This is a genomic window from Acidovorax sp. AC410, assembly GCF_979253235.1.
The window spans coordinates 947131-965415 of the sequence record NZ_CEEDCG010000001.1; the positions used below are offsets into that span (position 1 = coordinate 947131).

Annotated in this window: 17 protein-coding genes; 13 read left to right on the top strand and 4 right to left on the bottom strand. The window is 69.7% G+C overall.

Annotated elements, in window-relative coordinates; all coding sequences use genetic code 11:
- The first annotated feature begins 60 nt into the window (after positions 1-60).
- The 4 genes from AC0IZS_RS04310 to AC0IZS_RS04325 all read left to right on the top strand — a co-directional run bounded on the left by AC0IZS_RS04310 (position 61) and on the right by AC0IZS_RS04325 (position 4846).
- A complete protein-coding gene (locus AC0IZS_RS04310) occupies positions 61-984 on the top strand; it encodes a beta-keto acid cleavage family enzyme (protein WP_471634513.1) in 924 nt (307 codons plus the stop codon).
- Between the two features lie 79 nt (positions 985-1063).
- Positions 1064-2059: a Bug family tripartite tricarboxylate transporter substrate binding protein gene (locus tag AC0IZS_RS04315; RefSeq protein WP_471639462.1), complete on the top strand. Its 996-nt coding sequence runs from the start codon at positions 1064-1066 to the stop codon at positions 2057-2059.
- 14 nt (positions 2060-2073) lie between these two features.
- The gene (locus AC0IZS_RS04320) at positions 2074-3015 is read left to right on the top strand and encodes a 3-hydroxyacyl-CoA dehydrogenase NAD-binding domain-containing protein (RefSeq protein ID WP_471634514.1); all 942 of its coding nucleotides are present in this window, start codon (positions 2074-2076) and stop codon (positions 3013-3015) included.
- A 28-nt stretch (positions 3016-3043) separates the two neighbouring features.
- Positions 3044-4846 carry a feruloyl-CoA synthase gene (locus tag AC0IZS_RS04325; RefSeq protein WP_471634515.1) on the top strand — a complete coding sequence of 601 codons (1803 nt, stop codon included), beginning with the start codon at positions 3044-3046 and terminating at the stop codon, positions 4844-4846.
- Here AC0IZS_RS04325 and AC0IZS_RS04330 read toward each other — a convergent pair.
- Positions 4836-5666 carry a sulfite exporter TauE/SafE family protein gene (locus AC0IZS_RS04330; protein ID WP_471634516.1) on the bottom strand — a complete coding sequence of 277 codons (831 nt, stop codon included), beginning with the start codon at positions 5664-5666 and terminating at the stop codon, positions 4836-4838. The genes AC0IZS_RS04325 and AC0IZS_RS04330 overlap by 11 nt on opposite strands.
- A 110-nt stretch (positions 5667-5776) precedes the next feature.
- Here AC0IZS_RS04330 and AC0IZS_RS04335 point away from each other — a divergent pair, with 110 nt between their 5' ends.
- Positions 5777-6541, top strand: a complete 765-nt coding sequence (locus AC0IZS_RS04335; RefSeq protein ID WP_471634517.1) for an AraC family transcriptional regulator — start codon at positions 5777-5779, stop codon at positions 6539-6541.
- Between the two features lie 171 nt (positions 6542-6712).
- On the top strand, positions 6713-7213 hold the full coding sequence (locus tag AC0IZS_RS04340) for an HU family DNA-binding protein (RefSeq protein WP_471634518.1): 501 nt from the start codon (positions 6713-6715) through the stop codon (positions 7211-7213).
- A 169-nt stretch (positions 7214-7382) separates the two neighbouring features.
- Here the strand turns inward: AC0IZS_RS04340 and AC0IZS_RS04345 are convergent, their stop codons facing one another.
- Positions 7383-8273, bottom strand: coding sequence for a LysR family transcriptional regulator (locus AC0IZS_RS04345; protein ID WP_471634519.1), 891 nt, complete (start codon positions 8271-8273; stop codon positions 7383-7385).
- Between the two features lie 109 nt (positions 8274-8382).
- Here AC0IZS_RS04345 and argC point away from each other — a divergent pair, with 109 nt between their 5' ends.
- Positions 8383-9324: an N-acetyl-gamma-glutamyl-phosphate reductase gene (gene argC / locus AC0IZS_RS04350; protein ID WP_471634520.1), complete on the top strand. Its 942-nt coding sequence runs from the start codon at positions 8383-8385 to the stop codon at positions 9322-9324.
- Between the two features lie 104 nt (positions 9325-9428).
- Entirely contained in the window at positions 9429-10424 is a 996-nt protein-coding gene (locus AC0IZS_RS04355; RefSeq protein ID WP_471634521.1) for a 2-dehydropantoate 2-reductase, read from the top strand.
- On the opposite strand, the gene AC0IZS_RS04360 is transcribed toward AC0IZS_RS04355, so the two are convergent.
- Complete coding sequence (locus tag AC0IZS_RS04360; protein ID WP_471634522.1) at positions 10419-11339, bottom strand: LysR family transcriptional regulator; 921 nt, start codon at positions 11337-11339, stop codon at positions 10419-10421. The genes AC0IZS_RS04355 and AC0IZS_RS04360 overlap by 6 nt on opposite strands.
- 132 nt (positions 11340-11471) lie before the next feature.
- On the opposite strand from AC0IZS_RS04360, the gene AC0IZS_RS04365 reads away from it, so the two are divergent.
- The 5 genes from AC0IZS_RS04365 to AC0IZS_RS04385 all read left to right on the top strand — a co-directional run bounded on the left by AC0IZS_RS04365 (position 11472) and on the right by AC0IZS_RS04385 (position 17130).
- On the top strand, positions 11472-12425 hold the full coding sequence (locus tag AC0IZS_RS04365; RefSeq protein WP_471634523.1) for a hydroxymethylglutaryl-CoA lyase: 954 nt from the start codon (positions 11472-11474) through the stop codon (positions 12423-12425).
- 25 nt (positions 12426-12450) lie between these two features.
- Positions 12451-13608 carry a CaiB/BaiF CoA transferase family protein gene (locus tag AC0IZS_RS04370; protein WP_471634524.1) on the top strand — a complete coding sequence of 386 codons (1158 nt, stop codon included), beginning with the start codon at positions 12451-12453 and terminating at the stop codon, positions 13606-13608.
- Positions 13609-13651: 43 nt separating this feature from the next.
- Positions 13652-14650, top strand: coding sequence for a tripartite tricarboxylate transporter substrate binding protein (locus tag AC0IZS_RS04375; protein WP_471634525.1), 999 nt, complete (start codon positions 13652-13654; stop codon positions 14648-14650).
- A gap of 151 nt (positions 14651-14801) precedes the next feature.
- Positions 14802-16097: a homogentisate 1,2-dioxygenase gene (gene hmgA / locus AC0IZS_RS04380; RefSeq protein WP_471634526.1), complete on the top strand. Its 1296-nt coding sequence runs from the start codon at positions 14802-14804 to the stop codon at positions 16095-16097.
- Positions 16081-17130, top strand: coding sequence for an Ldh family oxidoreductase (locus AC0IZS_RS04385; protein ID WP_471634527.1), 1050 nt, complete (start codon positions 16081-16083; stop codon positions 17128-17130). Before hmgA ends, AC0IZS_RS04385 begins: the two co-directional genes overlap by 17 nt.
- A 3-nt stretch (positions 17131-17133) precedes the next feature.
- Here AC0IZS_RS04385 and AC0IZS_RS04390 read toward each other — a convergent pair whose 3' ends face one another.
- Complete coding sequence (locus AC0IZS_RS04390; RefSeq protein WP_428003469.1) at positions 17134-18054, bottom strand: helix-turn-helix transcriptional regulator; 921 nt, start codon at positions 18052-18054, stop codon at positions 17134-17136.
- Positions 18055-18285 lie beyond the last annotated feature (231 nt).

Genomic DNA, 18285 nt, shown 5'->3' on the forward strand with positions numbered 1-18285 from the left:
AGTGGAAAGGTGCCCAGAAAAACAATGCGGAGCACCCCGCAATTCTCCACCAGGACCCCGATGAGCAAGCGCAAAGTCATAGTCACCATCGCCCCCACGGGCGGCATGGCCCACAAGTCGCAGAACCCCCACCTGCCCACGCAGCCGGCCGAGATCGCCGACGACGTGGAGCGCTGCTGGAACGCCGGCGCCAGCGTGGTGGCCATCCATGCACGCCGGCCCGACGACGGCGCCACCTGCAACCCCGACGTCTACCGCGACATCAACAGCCGCATCCGCGCCAAGGGCTGCAGCATTGTGCTCAACAACTCCACGGGTGGCGGCGTACACGGCGACATGGTCAAGCCCCTGCCCGGCGGCCGCTGGGAGATCGCCTGGGAGGAACGCGTCAAGGGCATGGATGCCGGGGCCGAGATGTGTACGTTGGACGCGACCACGCTGAACCTGAGCTTCGACGGCCGCGAGATCCTGATGGACACGCCACTGAGCCGGGGCCGTGAGCTGGCCGCCGGCATGAAGGCGCGCGGCATCAAGCCCGAGTGGGAGGTGTTCAGCCCCACGCACATCCTTCAGGACACCACGACGCTGATCGAGGAGGGCCACGACGATGAGGGCCCGCACTTCATCAACCTGGTGATGAACGTACACCGCGCTTTCCAGAACGCCATGCCTTACTCGCCGCGCTTTCTGCAGATGATGGTAGACACCTTGCCCAGGAACAGCCTTTTCTGCGTTAGCGGCATCGGCCCCTCGCAGCTCGAAGCCAACGTCGCCGCCCTGCTGTTGGGCGGGCATGCGCGCGTGGGGCTGGAGGACAACCTGTACTTTCGCCACGGCGAGCTGGCCACCAACGTGCAGCTCACGGAACGCATCGTGCGCATCATCCGCGAGCTGGACATGGAGCCCGCCACACCGGCAGAAGCCCGCGCGCTGATGGGCCTGCCGCGCGTGGGCGGCCCGCGCCCCGAGTTTGCCCCAGCTTGACCGCAGCGATTCCCGCTCCACCATACGCCGACTTTCCCACCCCATCGAGGAGACACAGATGCACAAGATGACGATGACGATGACGAACACCCGCCGCCAGTTCCTGGGCCACGTGGGCGCCGCAGCGGCGCTGGGCGCCCTGTCACCGCTGGCAGCGCTGGCGCAGACGCTGGAGCAGGTCAAGATCTTCTATGGCTTTCCGGCCGGCAGTTCGGGCGACAGCGTGGCGCGCCGCGTGGGCGAAAAGCTCGCGGGCTCGGCCTACACGCGCAACGCGGCGGTGGTGGAAAACAAGCCCGGCGCGGGTGGCCGCATCGCGCTGGAGTCGCTGCGCGGCGCGCCGGCCGATGGCAGCGTGCTCGCGCTCTCGCCGTTCTCATGCACCTCGATCTACCCGCACATCTACAGCAAGCTGAGCTACGACCCGGTGAAGGACTTCGTGCCGGTGTCCATCGCGGCCATCATGCACCACGGCCTGGCCGTGGGGCCGCTGGTGCCGGCGTCGGTAAAGAACGTGCGGGACTTCCTGGCCTGGGCCAAGGCCAATCCGGGCCAGGCCAACTACGGCTCGCCCGCAGCGGGCTCCACGCCGCACTTCATCGGCGCGCTGCTGGGCCTGAACAACGGCGTGGATTTGAAGCATGTGCCCTACCGGGGTTCCATCCCCGGCGTGACCGACGTGGTGGGCGGACAGATCGCCTCGATGGTGACGCCGAGCGGCGACTTCATCCCCAACCACAAGGCCGGCAAGCTGCGCCTGATCGCCACCTCGGGCAAGGCACGCTCGCCGTTCTCGCCCGAGGTCGCGACCTTTGCCGAACAGGGCTTCCCCGAACTGACCACCGAGGAATGGTTCGGCTTCTACGCGCCAGCCAAGACGCCGGCTGCCGTGGTGGCCGCGGCCAATGCCGCGATCAACGCGGCCATCAAGGAAAAGTCGGTCATCGACAGCCTGGCCGTGGTCGGGCTCATCGCCCAGGGCTCCACCGCAGCAGAAATGGCGGCCTCCCAGCAGGCCGAGTTCGAGCGCTGGGGTCCTCTGGTCAAGAAAATCGGCTTCACCGCCGAATCCTGAAAGGAGCCTCCCGCATGGATTCGACCGTGAAGCGCGTCGCCGTGGTGGCCACCGGCGTCATCGGCGCCAGCTGGGCCGCCTACTTCCTGGCGCGCGGGCTGGACGTGGACGCCACCGACCCCTCGCCCGGTGCCGAAGAGCGCCTGCGCGAGGCCGTGGCCGCGCACTGGCCCACGCTGGAGCGCCAGGGGCTGGCGCCGGGCGCCCGCCTGGACCGCCTGGCCTTCCACGCCCGGTTGGAGGATGCAGTGGCCGCAGCCGACTTCGTGCAGGAGAGCGGGCCCGAACGCATCGACTTCAAGGCCGAGCTGTTCCGCCAGATCGATGCCGCCGCACCGGCGCACGCCATCCTGGCGTCGAGTTCATCGGGCCTGTCGGTCACGGACATGCAGCAATCCTGCGCGCGGCCCGGGCGCGTGGTGCTGGGCCACCCGTTCAACCCGCCGCACATGATCCCGCTGGTGGAGGTGGGCGGTGGGGAAAAGACCGCGCCCGAGGCCATCGAGCGCGCGATGGCGTTCTACACCGCCATCGGCAAGCGCCCCATCCACGTGCGCCGCGAGATCAAGGGCCACATCGCCAACCGGCTGCAGGCCGCGCTGTGGCGCGAGGCCTTCCACCTGGTGAACGAAGGCGTGGCCACGGTGGCCGACATCGACACCGCCATTGCCCACGGCCCCGGCCTGCGCTGGGCGCTGATGGGCCCGTTCATGAACCTGCACCTGTCGGGCGGCGCCGGCGGCGTGGCCCATGTGTTGGCCCACCTGGGCGGACCCATCGAGAGCTGGTGGCAGGACCTGGGCACCCCCGCGATGACCGAGGCCTTGAAGCAGCAGGTGGTGCAGGGCGTGGTCGAGGAACTGGGCGAGCGCAGCACGGAGGACCTGGCGCGCACGCGCGACGCCCTGCTGCTGGACCTGATCCGGGCCAAGCAGTCATCCGGCCACCTGGACTGAACACAAGAACGACACCAGAGACAACACGATGCACCCCGATTTCGTCGACGACCCTGCCGAGCTGGCGCCACCCGGCACCGTGCTCACGCCCCTCGCCGATGGCGCATTCACCCTGCACTCGCCCGAGCCGCTGGGCCCCTACGCGCGCTGCGTGGGCGAGTGGCTGGAGCGGTGGGCGCGCGAGAGACCCGATGCGCTGGCCCTGGCCGAGCGCGACGACAGCGGCGAGGGCTGGCGCCGCCTGACCTATGCCCAGCTGCGCCAGGCCGTGGGCGCGGTGGCCCAGTCGCTGCTCGACATGGACCTGCCCGCGGGCCGGCCCATCGCCATCCTCTCGGACAACGCGGTGGACCATGCGGTGCTGATGCTGGCCGCCATGCACGTCGGCCGCACGCCCTGCTCGCTGTCGAGCGCCTATGCACGCTCGCGCGACCCCGGGCGCCTGTACAGCATGCTGGCGGCGCTCGACCCCTGCCTGGTCTATGCCTCGGATGCCCGCGCCTATGCACCGGCCCTTTCGGGCCATGGCGGCAGCGCCGTTCAGGTCTTCAGCCGCAACGCCCAGGAGGTCCCGGGCGCCCTCGGATTTGCGCAACTGCTCGCGGGCCGGGAAACGCCCGCGGTGGTACAGGCCTTCGAGGCCATCACGCCCGACGGCCATGCCAAGTACCTGCTGACCTCGGGCTCCACCGGCCGGCCCAAGGTGGTGATCAACACGCACCGCATGCTTTGCGCCAACCAGCAGATGATTGCGCAGACCTGGCGATTTCTCGACCACGAGAAGCCGGTGCTGGTGGACTGGCTGCCCTGGAGCCACACCTTCGGCGGCAACCACAACCTGAACATGGTGCTGTGCCACGGCGGCGCGCTCTACATCGACGAGGGCCGGCCCGCACCCGGCCTGATCGAGAAGACCGTGCGCAACCTGCGCGAGGTGCGGCCCACGCTGCTGTTCAACGTGCCGCGCGGCTTCGACATGCTGCTGCCCGCGCTGGAGGCCGACCCGGCCCTGGCCGCCGAGGTGTTCTCGCGCCTGCGCCTGGCCTTCTACGCGGCGGCGGCGCTCGCACCCTCCACCTGGCAGCGGCTCGAAGCCGTGGCCGCGCGCGCCCGGCCCACGCAGCCGCTGTGGCTCACCACCTCCTGGGGCGCGACCGAGACGGCCCCGGCGATCACCACGGCCCATTGGCGCATGCAGGGCGCGGGCTGCATCGGCGCACCGCTGCCCGGGCTCACGCTCAAGCTGGTGCCCAATGGCGGCAAGCTGGAGATGCGGGTCAAGGGCGTGTCGGTGTTCCCGGGCTACCGCCATGCGCCACGCGAGACGGCGGCAGCGTTCGACGAGGAAGGCTTCTACCGCATCGGCGATGCAGGCACTCTGGTCGACGCCGAGCGGCCTGAGCGCGGCGTGGTCTTCAACGGCCGGGTGGCCGAGGACTTCAAGCTGTCCACCGGCAGCTGGGTCTCGGTGGGCACGCTGCGCGTGGAACTGGTCTCGCAGCTGGCGCCGCTGGTGCAGGACATCGTGCTCACCGGGCACGACCGCGACGAGGTCGGCATGCTGGTCTTCCCGTCGGCCGCCGGCGCGGGCGACGCCCAGCGGCTCGAGCAGGCCCTGCGCACCGTGATGCAGGCCCGGCGCGATGCGGGTGCAGGCTCTTCGCAATGCCCCACACGGGCGCTGGTGCTGCGCACGCCGCCCGATGCAGACGCAGGCGAGATCACCGACAAGGGTTACATCAACCAGGGCGCGGTGCTGGCCCAGCGCGAGGACGACGTACACGCCCTGCACGCGACACCGCCGCGTGCGGACGTGGTCGTCAGCGCATGAGCATGGCCAGCAGCACCAGCGCGAGCAGCGCCAGGTAGACCTTGGCGTGCAGCCCGTCGGGCAGGCGGCCCACGAAGCGCCCGCCCAGGCGGATGCCGATCCAGGAGCCCACGACCAGCACGGCAAAGGCCCGCAGGTCCACGAAGCCGGCATGCCAGGCGCCCAGCGGCACGGGCTGGTCCCAGGCCAGCAGCACGTAGGTCGCGGTGCCGGCCAGCGCCACCGGCAGCGACAGCGGGTTGGCCGCGGCCGTGGCCTGCACCATGGGGGCGCCGCGCCGGCGCATGAGCGGCACCGTCATCACGCTGCCGCCCACGCCCAGGAACGCAGCCACCGCACCGATGGCCAGCCCGAGCAGGGCCGTGAGCGAACCCGAGGGCCGCGGCCTGGCCGCATGCGCCGCCTGCGCCACGCGCGGCCGGATGAAGCCCGGGCGCAGCAGCCCGTCGAGGATGGTGAGCACCAGGTAGACGACGAAGGCCCAGCGCACCCAGTCGCTGCGCAGCACGCTGGCAGCAGCCGCCCCCGCCACCGCGCCAACGGCGATGCAGGCCAGCAGCGGCCGCACCTGCGCCCAGTCCACATTGCCCGCGCGGTGGTGGCGCCATGTCGCCAAGCCTGCGCCGACGATCATCACGCAGGTGGAGGTGGCCACCGCAACCTGCATGGCCGACTGGCCGACGGCGCTATCCGCCCCGTGCAGATGCACCAGCGTGCGGTACAGCACGGGCACAACAACGAAGCCGCCACCGAAGCCGAAGAGCACGGTGGTGACGCCAGCCAATGTGCCGAACACGGCCAGGACAAGGTAGAACTCCATGCGCACATCCCATTGCTGCAAGACAGGAGACCAGCTTAGGGGCGCGGGCCTTGGCCGGCTTTCGCCGCCAGGTCAATAATGTTTGCATTTCAGCCAAAGCACCCCGGAGCATGCGCAATACGCCCCTGCACACCGTCGACGCCGTGGACCGCCCGGTCCTGGCCATCGCCACCGACTACCCCGCAGGCACCCTGCTCGACACGCACAGCCACCGGCGCGCGCAGTTCCTCTACGGCGCCACGGGGATCATGGAAGTCGGCACAGACGATGGCGCCTGGGTCGTGCCGACCAGCAGCGGTGTGTGGATACCGGCCGGCAAGCCGCACCGCGTGCGCATGGTGGGCGTGAGCACCTGCAGCCTCTACATCGAGCCGCGCGCCGCACCGCGGCATGCGCTGCAATGCGAGGTGCTGCAGGTCTCGCCGCTGCTGCGCCAGCTGCTGCTGGACTCGGCCGGGCTGCCGGCCAAGTACGAAGAGCGCGGGCGCGACGGCGCCCTGGCGCAGTTGATCCTGCATGAACTGCAGCGCGCGCCGACCCTGCCTTTCTTCGCGCCCATGCCGCACGATGCGGCGCTGGCCGCGCTGTGTGCGGGCTTTCTGCACCAGCCGCATGTGCATGCACCGCCCGCCGACTGGGCGCGGCAGTTGCACAAGAGCGAGCGCAACTTCACCCGCTTCTTTCGCCTGCAGACCGGCATGTCGTTCGGCGCGTGGCGCCAGCAGGCCTGCCTGCTGGCAGCGCTGTCGCGCCTGTCGCGCGGCGACGCCGTGACCGCCATCGCGCTGGACCTCGGTTATGAAAGCCCCGGTGCCTTTTCCACCATGTTCAGGAAGCGCCTGGGACGCCCGCCCTCGGAGTTCCTGGTGGCGTGAGGGCGCGCAAAACGGCTGCGCAAGCGTTGTAAAAATCACGCCATGCAAAGGCCGCTGAGGTTCTGCGGTCTTGTCCTATAGCATTCGTGCGCGCAGTGCTTCTAAAATCGCGCACCTCCTTGCTCATCCGAGGGGGCCCATTGCAACTCTCGAAAACAAAGAATCATCATCATGGCAACTGCAAAGAAAACCACCGCTGTCGCAAAGGCAGCCCCCGCAGCGAAGAAGGCTGCAGCACCCGTGGCCAAGAAGGCCGCGGCACCTGTCGCCAAGAAGGCAGCGCCTGCTGCCAAGAAGGCCGCAGCCCCCGCAGCGAAGAAGGCTGCACCCGCCGCAGCGGCAACGCCTGCAGCGCTCAAGCCCATCAAGACCGCCTTCAACAAGACGACCCTGGTGGCCCACCTGGCCGAGCAGTCGGGCGTGGAACCCAAGGCCACCAAGGCCGTGCTGGCAGCGCTCGAAGCCGCCATCCTGGGCTCCGTACACAAGAAGGGCTCTGGCGAATTCACGCTGCCTGGCGTGCTCAAGATCGGCCTGCAGCAAGTGGCGGCGAAGAAGAAGCGCTTCGGCAAGGACCCCTTCACCGGTGCCGAGCGTTGGTTCCCGGCCAAGCCCGCTGCCGTGAAGATCAAGACCCGCGCGCTCAAGAAGCTCAAGGACGCAACGGCCTGATCGGCCCCTTCCCTGCGCCCGTGCAGCCCCGGCAGCACGGACGCAGAGAAACAAAGAGGCCTGCAACGGGTGCTCCCGAAGCAGTGGCTCCAGGTTTCTGATCAAAAGCCCAGGCGATGCGCCAATGCATTGCCTGGGCTTTTTTCTTGAGCGTCCCCATCCCTTTCGATCACACCTGGCGCTGCAGCCTCAGCACGTCCAGCACATGCTGCGTGGCTTTCTCCATCGGGCCTGCCCGGTGGGCCAGGCCCAGGGGCCGCCACAGCGCCGGGCGCAGGGCCAGCATGCGGATGCGCGGATCGGGCGGCGTGCCGACTGCGGCCTCGTGCGGCAGCAGCGTGGCGCCGTAGCCAGCGGCCACCAGGCTCTTGATGGCATCGTTGTAATTGAGCTCTATGCGCGCCGTGGGCTGCTCGCCCGCCAGCGCGAACCATTCACCGGTCAGGCGCGACAGGCTGGTGCCCTCGTCGTTGAGGATCAGCGGCTGGCCCGCCAGCCAGTGCGGCGTGGCGCGCGTGGGCGCCGGCCACTTCGCGGGTACGAAGGCCATGACCGGGTCGCGCCGCCAGGGCTCCACCTGCACCCCCTGCACGGTGATCGACTGGGGCAACGCCACCAGGCCCACGTCCAGCGTGCCGCCGGCCAGCCGGGCCATGGTGTCCTGCGAGGTCAGCACCGCCACCTGCACATCGATGTCCGGGTGCTGCTGGCCCAGCACCTCCAGCGCCTGCGGCAGCAGGTGGGCGATGGCACCGGTGGACGCCCCCAGTCGCACGCGACCCGCCAGGCCCTGCACCTGGCGCTGCACCATGGCCAAGGTTTCATCGGCATCGGCCAGCAGGCGCCGAGCGCGCTCGACCAGGGCCTCACCTACGCCGGTGGCGCGCACTTCGCCGCGCTTGCGCAACAGCAGCGGCGCGCCCACCTGCGCCTCCAGGTCGGCCATGTGCAGGCTCACCGTGGGGGCCGCCAGGTGCAGCACGCGCGCGGCTTCGGCAAACGATCCCAGGTCGGCGATGGTGACGAGGGTGCGCAATCGGTCGAGGTTCAGTTCACGCATGTCGTTCAGAAATCCTGATGTTGATGGTTGTGAAATTCAACTTTTCAAATTTTATGCAGCGGCGGAAGATTGCGCATCCCCCATTTGGCACGCACCAGGAGCATCCCGCATGAACAGCAACGCACCCCTCGTCTTCATCGATGGTGACCAGGGCACGACCGGCCTGCAGATCCATGAACGCCTGCACGGCCGCACCGACCTGCGCCTGCTGACCCTGCCCGAGCAGGACCGCAAAGACCCCGCGCGGCGCGCCGAGGCCATCAACGCCAGCGACATCGCCGTGCTGTGCCTGCCCGACGGCCCGGCGCGCGAGGCGGCCGCCTCGGTCACCAACCCGGCCGTGCGCGTGATCGACGCAAGCTCTGCCCACCGCACCGATGCTGGCTGGGTCTACGGCTTTCCCGAGATGGACGCCGGCCAGGCCGAGCGCATTGCCGATGCCCGGCGCGTGACCAACCCCGGTTGCTACCCCACGGGCGCCATCGCGCTGCTGCGCCCGCTGGTGCAGGCCGGCCTGGTGCCGGCGGACCATCCCCTGTCGATCCACGCCGTGTCGGGCTACTCCGGCGGCGGGCGAGCGCGCGTGCAGGAGCACGAGGCACCGGGCGCCAAGGCGCCCGCCTTCCAGGTCTATGGTCTGCGCCTGGCGCACAAGCACACCCCGGAGATCGAGCGCTATGCGGGCCTGTCGGCGCGCCCCTTCTTCCTGCCGGCCTATGGCGCCTTTCGCCAGGGCATCGTGCTGACCATTCCCCTGCAGCTGCGCAGCTTGCCCGCAGCCACTACCGCCGAGAAGATCCACCAAGCCCTGGCGCAGCACTATGCAGGCCAGCGCCATGTCGAGGTGACGGGGCTGGCCGAGGCCGCGTCCACCGAACACCTGGACCCCGAGGCGCTGAACAACAGCAACCAGTTGCGCCTGTCCGTGTTCGCCAACCAGCAGCACGGCCAGGTGCTGCTCGCCGCCGTGTTCGACAACCTGGGCAAAGGGGCCTCGGGCGCGGCGGTGCAGAACCTGGACCTGATGCTGGAGCGCATGGCGAGGGCCTGAGCACTATTCAGCTGTGCTAATCAATCCCCCAGAAATGGTTGATTGTGTGGCGCCGCGAAGCCGGGCAAACTCGCGCGCCTCATCCACTACCAGAGGCAACATCCATGAAGGTCTGCATCATCGGCGCGGGCGCCATCGGCGGATTCATCGGCACCCGGCTGGCAGCGGCCGGCGGTGCCCAGGTGAGTGCCGTGGCGCGCGGCGCCACGCTGGCCGCGCTCAAGGACCACGGCTGGCGCCTGCAGACCGCGGACGGGCTGGTGCAGGCACCAGCGCACGCCACGGACCGGCCGGCGGACCTGGGCGTGCAGGACCTGGTGGTCATTGCCGTCAAGGGCCCGGCGCTGGCAGGCGTGGCGCAGGGCATCGCGCCGCTGCTGGGGCCCGAGACGCTGGTGCTGCCCGCCATGAACGGCGTGCCCTGGTGGTTCTGCCAGGGCCTGCCGGGCTGGGGCGATGAGCCGCTGGCCAGCGTGGACCCGGGCGGCCGCATCGCCAGCGCCATCCCTTTGCACCACGTGGTGGGCTGCGTGGTGCATGCCGCCACCTCCACGCCCGAACCCGGGCTGGTGCAGCACCGCATGGGGCGCGGCATGGTCCTCGGCGAGCCCGGCGGCGGGCGCAGCGAGCGCGTGCAGCGCCTGGCCGACCTGCTCGCGCATGCGGGCTTCGAGGCCACGCACTCGGCCGACGTGCGCTACGACATCTGGTACAAGCTGTGGGGCAACATGACCATGAACCCGGTCTCGGCCATCACCGGTGCCACCGTAAACCGCCTGCTCGACGACGAGCTGGTGCGCGGCTTCTGCACGGCGGCCATGCAGGAGGCCGGCCGCATCGGCGCACGCATCGGCTGCCCGATCGCGCAGAGCCCCGAGGAGCGCCATGCCCTCACGCGCAAGCTCGGCGCCTTCAAGACCTCGATGCTGCAGGACGTGGAGGCCGGCCGTGCGCTGGAGATCGACGCCATCGTGGCAGCGGTGCAGGAGATCGGCCACCGGGTGGCCGAGCCCTCGCCGAACATCGATGCCCTGCTGGGCCTGGTGCGCCTGTTCGCCCGCGTGCGCGGGCTGTACCCGCAGGCTACCCAGGCCTCATGAAGCCTTGCCGCCTGCAGCCACAGCCAGCTGGTGCAAATGCTCCACCAGCATGCGCGCGGCCGGTGAGAGCCGCTTTTCATCGTTGAAGCAGATGGCAAAGCGCCGCTGCGCCCAGTCGTCCGTGAGCGGCAGCACGCGGATGCCCAGGCTGGCGGCCACCGGTTCGGCCACCTCGCGCGGCACCACGGCGATGCCCAGGCCGGCGCGCACGCAGCGCATCGAGGCATCGAAAGTGCTGACCACCGCCCGGTAGTTGATGGGCCGCCCGATGATGGCCGCAGCCCGCGCCAGCATGGTATGCACCGCCGTCGATGCGGGCAGGCCCACCTGGTCGAAGCCCAGCGTGTCCTCGAACGCGCAGCGCCTGCGCCGGGCCAGCGGATGCGACAGCGGGGTGATGATGGCCAGGTGGTCACGCCGGTAGCTGCGCGTCTGCAGGCCGGCCAGGTCCGCCGCATCCCAGCACACGCCCACGGGCACCACGCCTTCGCGCAGGCCGCGCACCAGTTCGCTGCTGACCGCTTCCTCGATGTCGATGCGGATGTCGCGGTGCGCGGGCACCTGCAGGAACGAGGCAATGTCGTCGGGCAGGAACTCCGCGATCGACGACACCGTGGCCAGGATACGCACCTGCCCCGTGATGCCGTTGCCGTAGGCCGCCATGTCGCGCCCCACGCGGTCGGCCGCTGCCAGCATGGCCCGGGCATGCTCCAGCAGGATCTCGCCGGCCCCCGTGGGCACCACGCCGCGGCGGCGCCGTTCGATCAGGGTGTTGCCCACGGCCTGCTCGAGCAACGCCAGGCGCTTGCTGATGGCCGAGGGCACGATGTGGTGCAACTGGGCAGCGCGGGCGATGTTGCGCGCCTCGCAGACGGCCACGAACAGCCGCAGGGTGGTCAGGTCCAGGTCGCGCATGGGGATGGGTGCTCCTGCCGTTCCCAACGGGAACGTTATCGCTTCCAGAATACCGCTTTATCAATGCATCGGGAATGCCTACAGTCCCATCCGAGAGCCCACATTGCAGTGCGCCCCATTTGGAGACACCCCATGCCCCCCACGAGCGAGCGCCTGCCGCGCACTGCCGTCATCCGCGAAGTCGGTCTGCGCGATGGCCTGCAGAGCATTGCCACCATCCTGACCACCGAGCACAAGCGCGCATGGATACGCGCTGCCCACGCAGCCGGCCAGCGCGAGATCGAGGTGGGCTCCTTCGTGCCAGCCCGGCTGCTGCCGCAACTGGCCGACACGGCCGAGCTGCTGGCCTTCGCCAAGACCCTGCCGGGGCTGTTCGCCTCGGTGCTGGTGCCCAACCTGCGCGGTGCCGAAAGCGCCATCGCGGGCGGTGCCGACCTGATGATCGTGCCGCTGTCGGCCAGCCACGCGCACAGCCTGGCCAACCTGCGCAAGACGCCCGACGAGGTGGTGGCCGAGGTGGCGCGCATCCGCGCTGCACGCGACGCCGCCGGCGGCCGCACCCTGATCGAAGGCGGCGTGGGCACGGCCTTCGGCTGCACGCTGCAGGGCCATGTCGCCAAGAGCGAGGTGCTGCGCCTCATGCAGGCCCTGCTGGACGCCGGTGCCGACCGCGTGAGCCTGGCCGACACCGTGGGCTACGCCGACCCGGCCATGGTGCGCGACCTGTTCGAAGACGCCGTGCGCCTGGCGGGCGACCGATTCTGGTGCGGGCACTTCCACGACACGCGCGGCCTGGGCCTGGCCAACGTGGCTGCGGCGCTGGAGGTAGGCGTGGCCCGCTTCGACGCCTGCCTGGCCGGCATCGGCGGCTGCCCGCACGCGCCCGGCGCCAGCGGCAATGTGGCGAGCGAAGACCTGGCCTACCTGCTCGGCAGCATGGGCATTGCCACCGGCATCGATATTGCCGCGCTGTTGGCGCTGCGCACCCAGGTGGCCGGGTGGCTGGCAGGCGAGACGCTGCACGGAACCCTGTGGCGCGCAGGCCTGCCCAAGACCTTTCCTCACCAGGCGGCCGTTGCCGCCTGAATTGCACCGCCCCAAGGAACCCGCCATGAGCCCCACCCCAGAACCGCGCCTGCCCCTCACGGGCATCCGCGTCCTCGAATTCACCCACATGGTCATGGGCCCCACCTGCGGCATGGTGCTGGCCGACCTGGGGGCCGAGGTCATCAAGGTCGAGCCGCCCGGTGGCGACAAGACGCGCGAGCTGCCGGGTCTGGGGATTGGTTTCTTTCGCTCGTTCAACCGCAACAAGAAGAGCGTGGTGATCGACATCGGCACCGAAGACGGCCGTGCGACTGCAGCCGAACTGGCGGGCGAGTGCGACGTGGTGCTGGAGAACTTCCGCCCCGGGCTGATGGCCGGCTTCGGGCTGGACTACGAGACGCTGTCGCAGCGCTTTCCGCGCCTGATCTACGTGACGCACAAGGGCTTCATGCCCGGCCCCTACGAAAATCGGCTGGCGCTGGACGAGGTGGTGCAGATGATGGGCGGTCTGTCGTACATGACCGGGCCCGTGGGCCGGCCGCTGCGCGCGGGCACCTCGGTCAACGACATCATGGGCGGCATGTTCGGCGCCATCGGCGTGCTGGCCGCGCTGCGCGATCGTGAGTTCACCGGCCGTGGCCAGGAGATCCAGAGCGCGCTGTTCGAGAACTGCGTGTTCCTGTCGTCCCAGCACATGCAGCAGTTCGCCATGACCGGCGAGGCGCCGCCGCCCATGCCCTCGCGCGTGTCGGCCTGGAGCGTGTACGACGTGTTCACGCTGGCCGATGGGGAGCAGTTGTTCATCGGCGCGGTGAGCGACAAGCAGTTCCTCACGCTGTGCCGCGTGATCGAGGCGCCCGAGCTCGCCGCCGACCCGGCGCTGGCCACCAACACCCTGCGCGTGGGCGTGCGCCCGGCCCTGCTGCAAAAGCTCGGCGCCATCCTGCAGCACCACCGCGTGCAAGAGCTGGCCCCTCGGCTGGAAGCGGCCGGCATTCCCTACGCGCCCATCGTGCGGCCCGACCAGTTGATGGACGACCCGCACCTCAAGGCCAGCGGCGGCTTGGTGCCCATGCAGACCGACGACGGCGGCACCACCGACGTGGTGCTGCTGCCCCTGCGCATGGGCGGGCGCCGCCCCGGCGTGCGCCGCCCGCTGCCGCGCGTGGGCGAGCACACCGAGGAAATCCTCGCCGGCCTGCCCAGCCGGGTTCCGGTCTGACCCCTTTTTCGCAAATCGACAAGAACCACAGGAGACAAGCACCATGCAAGCCACGACCTCTACCCCGTCCTTCCAGCCCCACCGCCGCGCCGCCCTCTGGCTGGCCGGCCTGGCCCTGTGCGGCGCCGCCACCACCAACGTGCGCGCCAACGACAAGCCCATCCGCATGGTGCTGCCCGTGGGCGCCGGCTCGGGGGTGGACACCATCATGCGCGCGGCCGCGCCGCAGCTGATCAAGGCGCTGGGCGGCCAGAGCGTGGTGATCGAGAACCTGCCCGGCGCGGGCGGCATCACCGGCGCCTCGGTCATCGTGCGTGCGCCGGCCGACGGGCTCACGCTGGGCGTGGTGTCCAACAACCATGTGGTCAACCCCAGCGTGTTCAAGAAGATGCCGTTCGACGCCGTGGGCGACATCACGCCGATCACGGTGGTGGGCGCCACACCCTTCGTGCTGGTGGTCAACCCCAAGATTCCGGCGAAGAACGCCAAGGAGTTGCAGGCCCTGCTCAAGGCCAAGCCCGATGGCTACAACTACGCCTCCTCGGGCAACGGCACCATCATCCACCTGGCGGGCGCCATGTTCATGGAAGCCGCGGGCGTGGACGTGCGCCACATCCCCTACAAGGGCGTGGGCCCCATGGTCACGGACATGGTGAGCGGCCAGGTCGAGATCGGCGTGGTGGCGCTGCCCGCCGTGCAGGGCCAGCTCAAGAGCGGCGCCCTGCGCGCCATCGGCATCATGGGCACGCAGCGCGTGGCCTCGTTGCCGGACCTGCCGACCATCGCCGAGCAGGGTTTCCCGGACGTGGACGTGGCCGGCTGGTTCGCCGTGGTGGGCCCGGCCAAGCTGCCGCCTGCCGAGGTCAAGCGCCTGCATGCCGCCGTGGTGGCGGCCTTCGCCATGCCGGAAACCAAAGAAGCCATGGCCAAGCAGGAGAACATCATCAACCCCATGGCGCCCGAGGCTTCGCTACAGTTCTTCAAGACCGAGCAGGAGCGCTATGCCCGGCTGGTGAAAAAGGCGGGCGTGACGGTCGAGTGAGTTCGCTGAACGCCGGGCATTGACCCGCCCGCCAGAGCCGGTATGCCGGGCACGCAGGAAACCTGCACGCAACCCGCTCCACAATGGCCTGCGAGGCGCCTCCATCGGGGATGGCGCAGCCCCACCTTGCCCACCCTGCACGCCACACACCATGAGCACCCCCTACCAGTCCGGCTTTGGAAATGAATTCGCCACCGAGGCGCTTGCAGGCGCCCTGCCCGTGGGCCGCAACTCGCCCCAGCGCTGCCCCTACGGCCTGTATGCCGAGCAGTTGAGCGGCACGGCCTTCACGGCGCTGCGTGCGGACAACCGCCGCTCCTGGCTGTACCGCATCCGCCCGTCGGCCATGCACACGCCGTTCGAGCGCATCGAGGATGGGCGCATCGTGAGCGCCTTCGACGCCGTGCCCACGCCTCCGAACCAGCTGCGCTGGAGCCCGCTGCCCTTGCCCACCGAGCCCACCGACTTCGTGCAGGGCATCGTCACCATGGCCGGCAACGGCGACCCGCACGCCCAGAACGGCGCGGCCATGCACCTGTACGCGGCCAACCGCTCCATGGAGCGGCGTGTGTTCTACAACGCCGATGGCGAAATGCTCATCGTGCCGCAGCAGGGCCGCCAGCGCTTCGTGACCGAGCTGGGCGTGATCGACGCCGAGCCGCAGGAGATCGTGGTGATACCGCGCGGCGTGCGCTTTCGCGTGGAGCTGCCGGACGGCGAGGCGCGCGGCTACATCTGCGAGAACTATGGCGCCAACTTTCGCCTGCCCGACCTGGGCCCTATCGGATCCAACGGCCTGGCCAACCCGCGCGACTTCCTCACGCCGCACGCGGCCTACGAGGACATCGACGCGCCGCACGAGCTGGTGGCCAAGTTCATGGGCCACCTGTGGTCGGCGAAGATGGAGCATTCGCCCATCGATGTGGTGGCCTGGCATGGCAACTACGCGCCGTACAAGTACGACCTCCGGCGCTTCAACGCCATCGGCTCGATCAGCTACGACCACCCGGACCCGTCGATCTTCCTGGTGCTGCACAGTGCCTCGGACACCCCGGGCGTGAGCAACATCGACTTCGTGGTCTTCCCGCCGCGCACGCTGGTGATGCAGGACACCTTCCGTCCGCCCTGGTTCCACCGCAACATCGCCAGCGAGTTCATGGGCCTGGTGCACGGCGTCTACGACGCCAAGGCCGAGGGCTTCGTGCCCGGCGGCGCCAGCCTGCACAACAGCATGACCGGCCACGGCCCCGATGCGGAGACCTTCGAGAAGGCCAGCAACGCCGACCTGTCGGCACCGCACGCCATCAAGGACACCATGGCCTTCATGTTCGAGACCCGCTGCGTGCAGCGCCCCACCGCGCAGGCACTGCAGTCGGCGCAGCTGCAGGACGACTACTACCGCTGCTGGCAGGGCCTGCGCAAGCATTTCGATGCCGGCAAGCCCTGAAGCCGCCAACACCCTGGACAGCTGCACGCTGCAGGCCTGGTCCACGCGGGTGTTTATGGGCTTCGGGGTGGCCGAGGAGCCTGCCGCCCTCACCGCCGGTCTGCTGCTGCGCACCAGCCTGCGCGGCATCGATACCCATGGCATTGCGCGCCTGCCGGGCTATGTGGACAAGCTCGCAAGCGGCGAGGTGAATGCCCGCGCCGTGCCCCGCATCGATGCCGATGCCGCCAGTTGGCTGCGCTGCGATGGCGACGGCGGCCTGGGCCAGGTGGTGGCCAGCTTCGCGCTGGAGCAGGCCATGGCCCTGGCGCGCCACCAGCCCCTGGTGGCCTGCCACATCCGGGCCACAGGCCACCTGGCAGCGCTGGCGGTGTATGTGGCGGCCGCCGCGGAGCAGGGTTTCTTCGCCTTCCTGTGCCAGCGCACGCCTCCGGTCATGGCCCTGCCGGGCGCCAGCGGACCGGTGATCGGCAATAACCCACTGGCCTTCGCCCTGCCGCTGGCGGGTCGCGCGCCCCTGGTGTTCGACATGGCCAATAGCGTGGTGGCGCGCGGGCATGTGGCGCAGGCCGTGCGCGAGGGCCAGGACACTGTCCCGCCCGAATGGGCGCTCGGCCCCGACGGGCAGCCCACCACCGATCCGGTGCTGGCGCTGCAGGGCGCCATGCAGCCCATCGCCGGCCACAAGGGCCTGGGGCTGGCGATGCTGGTCGAGTGCCTGGCGGCGAGTCTGGGCGGCGTCACGTCGGCGCCAGAGGCGTCTACCGGCGGCACCGGCTCGGCCGCCAACGCCAGCGCCTTTGCGCTGGTGATCAACCCCGCGCTGGCCACCGGGCGCGAGGCGTTCGACGCCAGCGTGTCCGCCTGGATGCAGACCTGCCTGGAGGCCAGCGGCCCCGGCGCCCGCTACCCGGGCCAGCGCCAGGCGGAGTGCGAACTGCAGCGCCGCAGCGACGGGGTGCCGTTGCCAGCCGGCCTGCTGGCCGAATTGCGTGCATTGGGTGTTCGTGCGGAGTGTCCATTTCCCGCTTGATGATTACCCCTGCAGACGGGCCTGCTGGCGGAATTGGCGCGGCGTGAGCCCGGCCTCCTGCCGGAAGCGGCGGCTGAAATAGGCCTCGTCGTGGAAGCCGCTCTGGTGCGCGATCTCGCGGATCAGCGTGTCGGAGCCGGCCAGCAGCGCGCGTGCATGCTCCAGGCGCCGCTCGGTGAGCAACTCGGTGAAGGTGCGGCCGGTCTGCTTCTTGAGCAGGTGAGCGAGGTAGTTGGGTGACAGCGCCACGGCCGTGGCCGTGTCGGTGAGCGCAATGTCCTCGTGCGAATGCGCGCGCAGGTGGCGCAGCGCGCGCTGCAGGGCGTCGTGCTGCACGCCGCCTCGCCGGTGGTGGCGCGCGGCCTGGGCGTGCAGGTCGCCGGCAAAGCGCGCGCAGGCCAGGCCCAGCAGCTGCAGCAGGATGCCGCGGATGCTGGCCGCCGAGCCCAGCGTACGCGGCTGGTTGTGCGCCACCAGGGCATCAAGCCACTGGCGGATCTGCGCGAAATCTTCGGGCCCGAAGGCGAAGTCCAGCGACTCCTGGAACAGGAAGGGTGCCAGCTCCGGGTGCTGCGCGATGCCCACGTCCTCCAGGTCCAGGGCGGGCACGTCGAGCTCGGGCCAGAGGAAGCGCTGGTCGAAGTTGATGATGGCGTAGCGCGCGCCTACCGGGTGAGGCACCACGTGCATGCGAAAGGGCAGCACGAAGCTCAGCGTGCCCGCGCCGAAGGGCCGCGTGGCCGTGCCCACCACCTGCCGGTCGCCGCCTTCGAGACTCACCTGGATCTGGAAGTACTCATGCCGGTGGGGCCGGCTGAGCACGTCGCGCGCGCCCTGAAAGCGGATGTCGAAATCCAGGTGCTCAGCGCGCTCCTGCATGCCGTACAGGCGGGCATGGGCGTTCGGTCGGGACGGGGAGGGCATGCGCAAATGGTATCCGCTCGCGCAGTGGTGGCCCTGTCCGGTTTGGGCGTAGATGCGTGCAAGTTGCCTGTGATGGCCGCCCCAACAATCGCTATCGACCACAACAAGAGCGGCTAACAAAACTCAGCGAAGCGGTTCTGGCTAGGCGCTGCGTCGCAGGCAGTACGAGGAGTACGACAAGACGCAGCAACGACGCCAGAAGAGTTTTGTTAGCCGCTCCAACAGGAGACA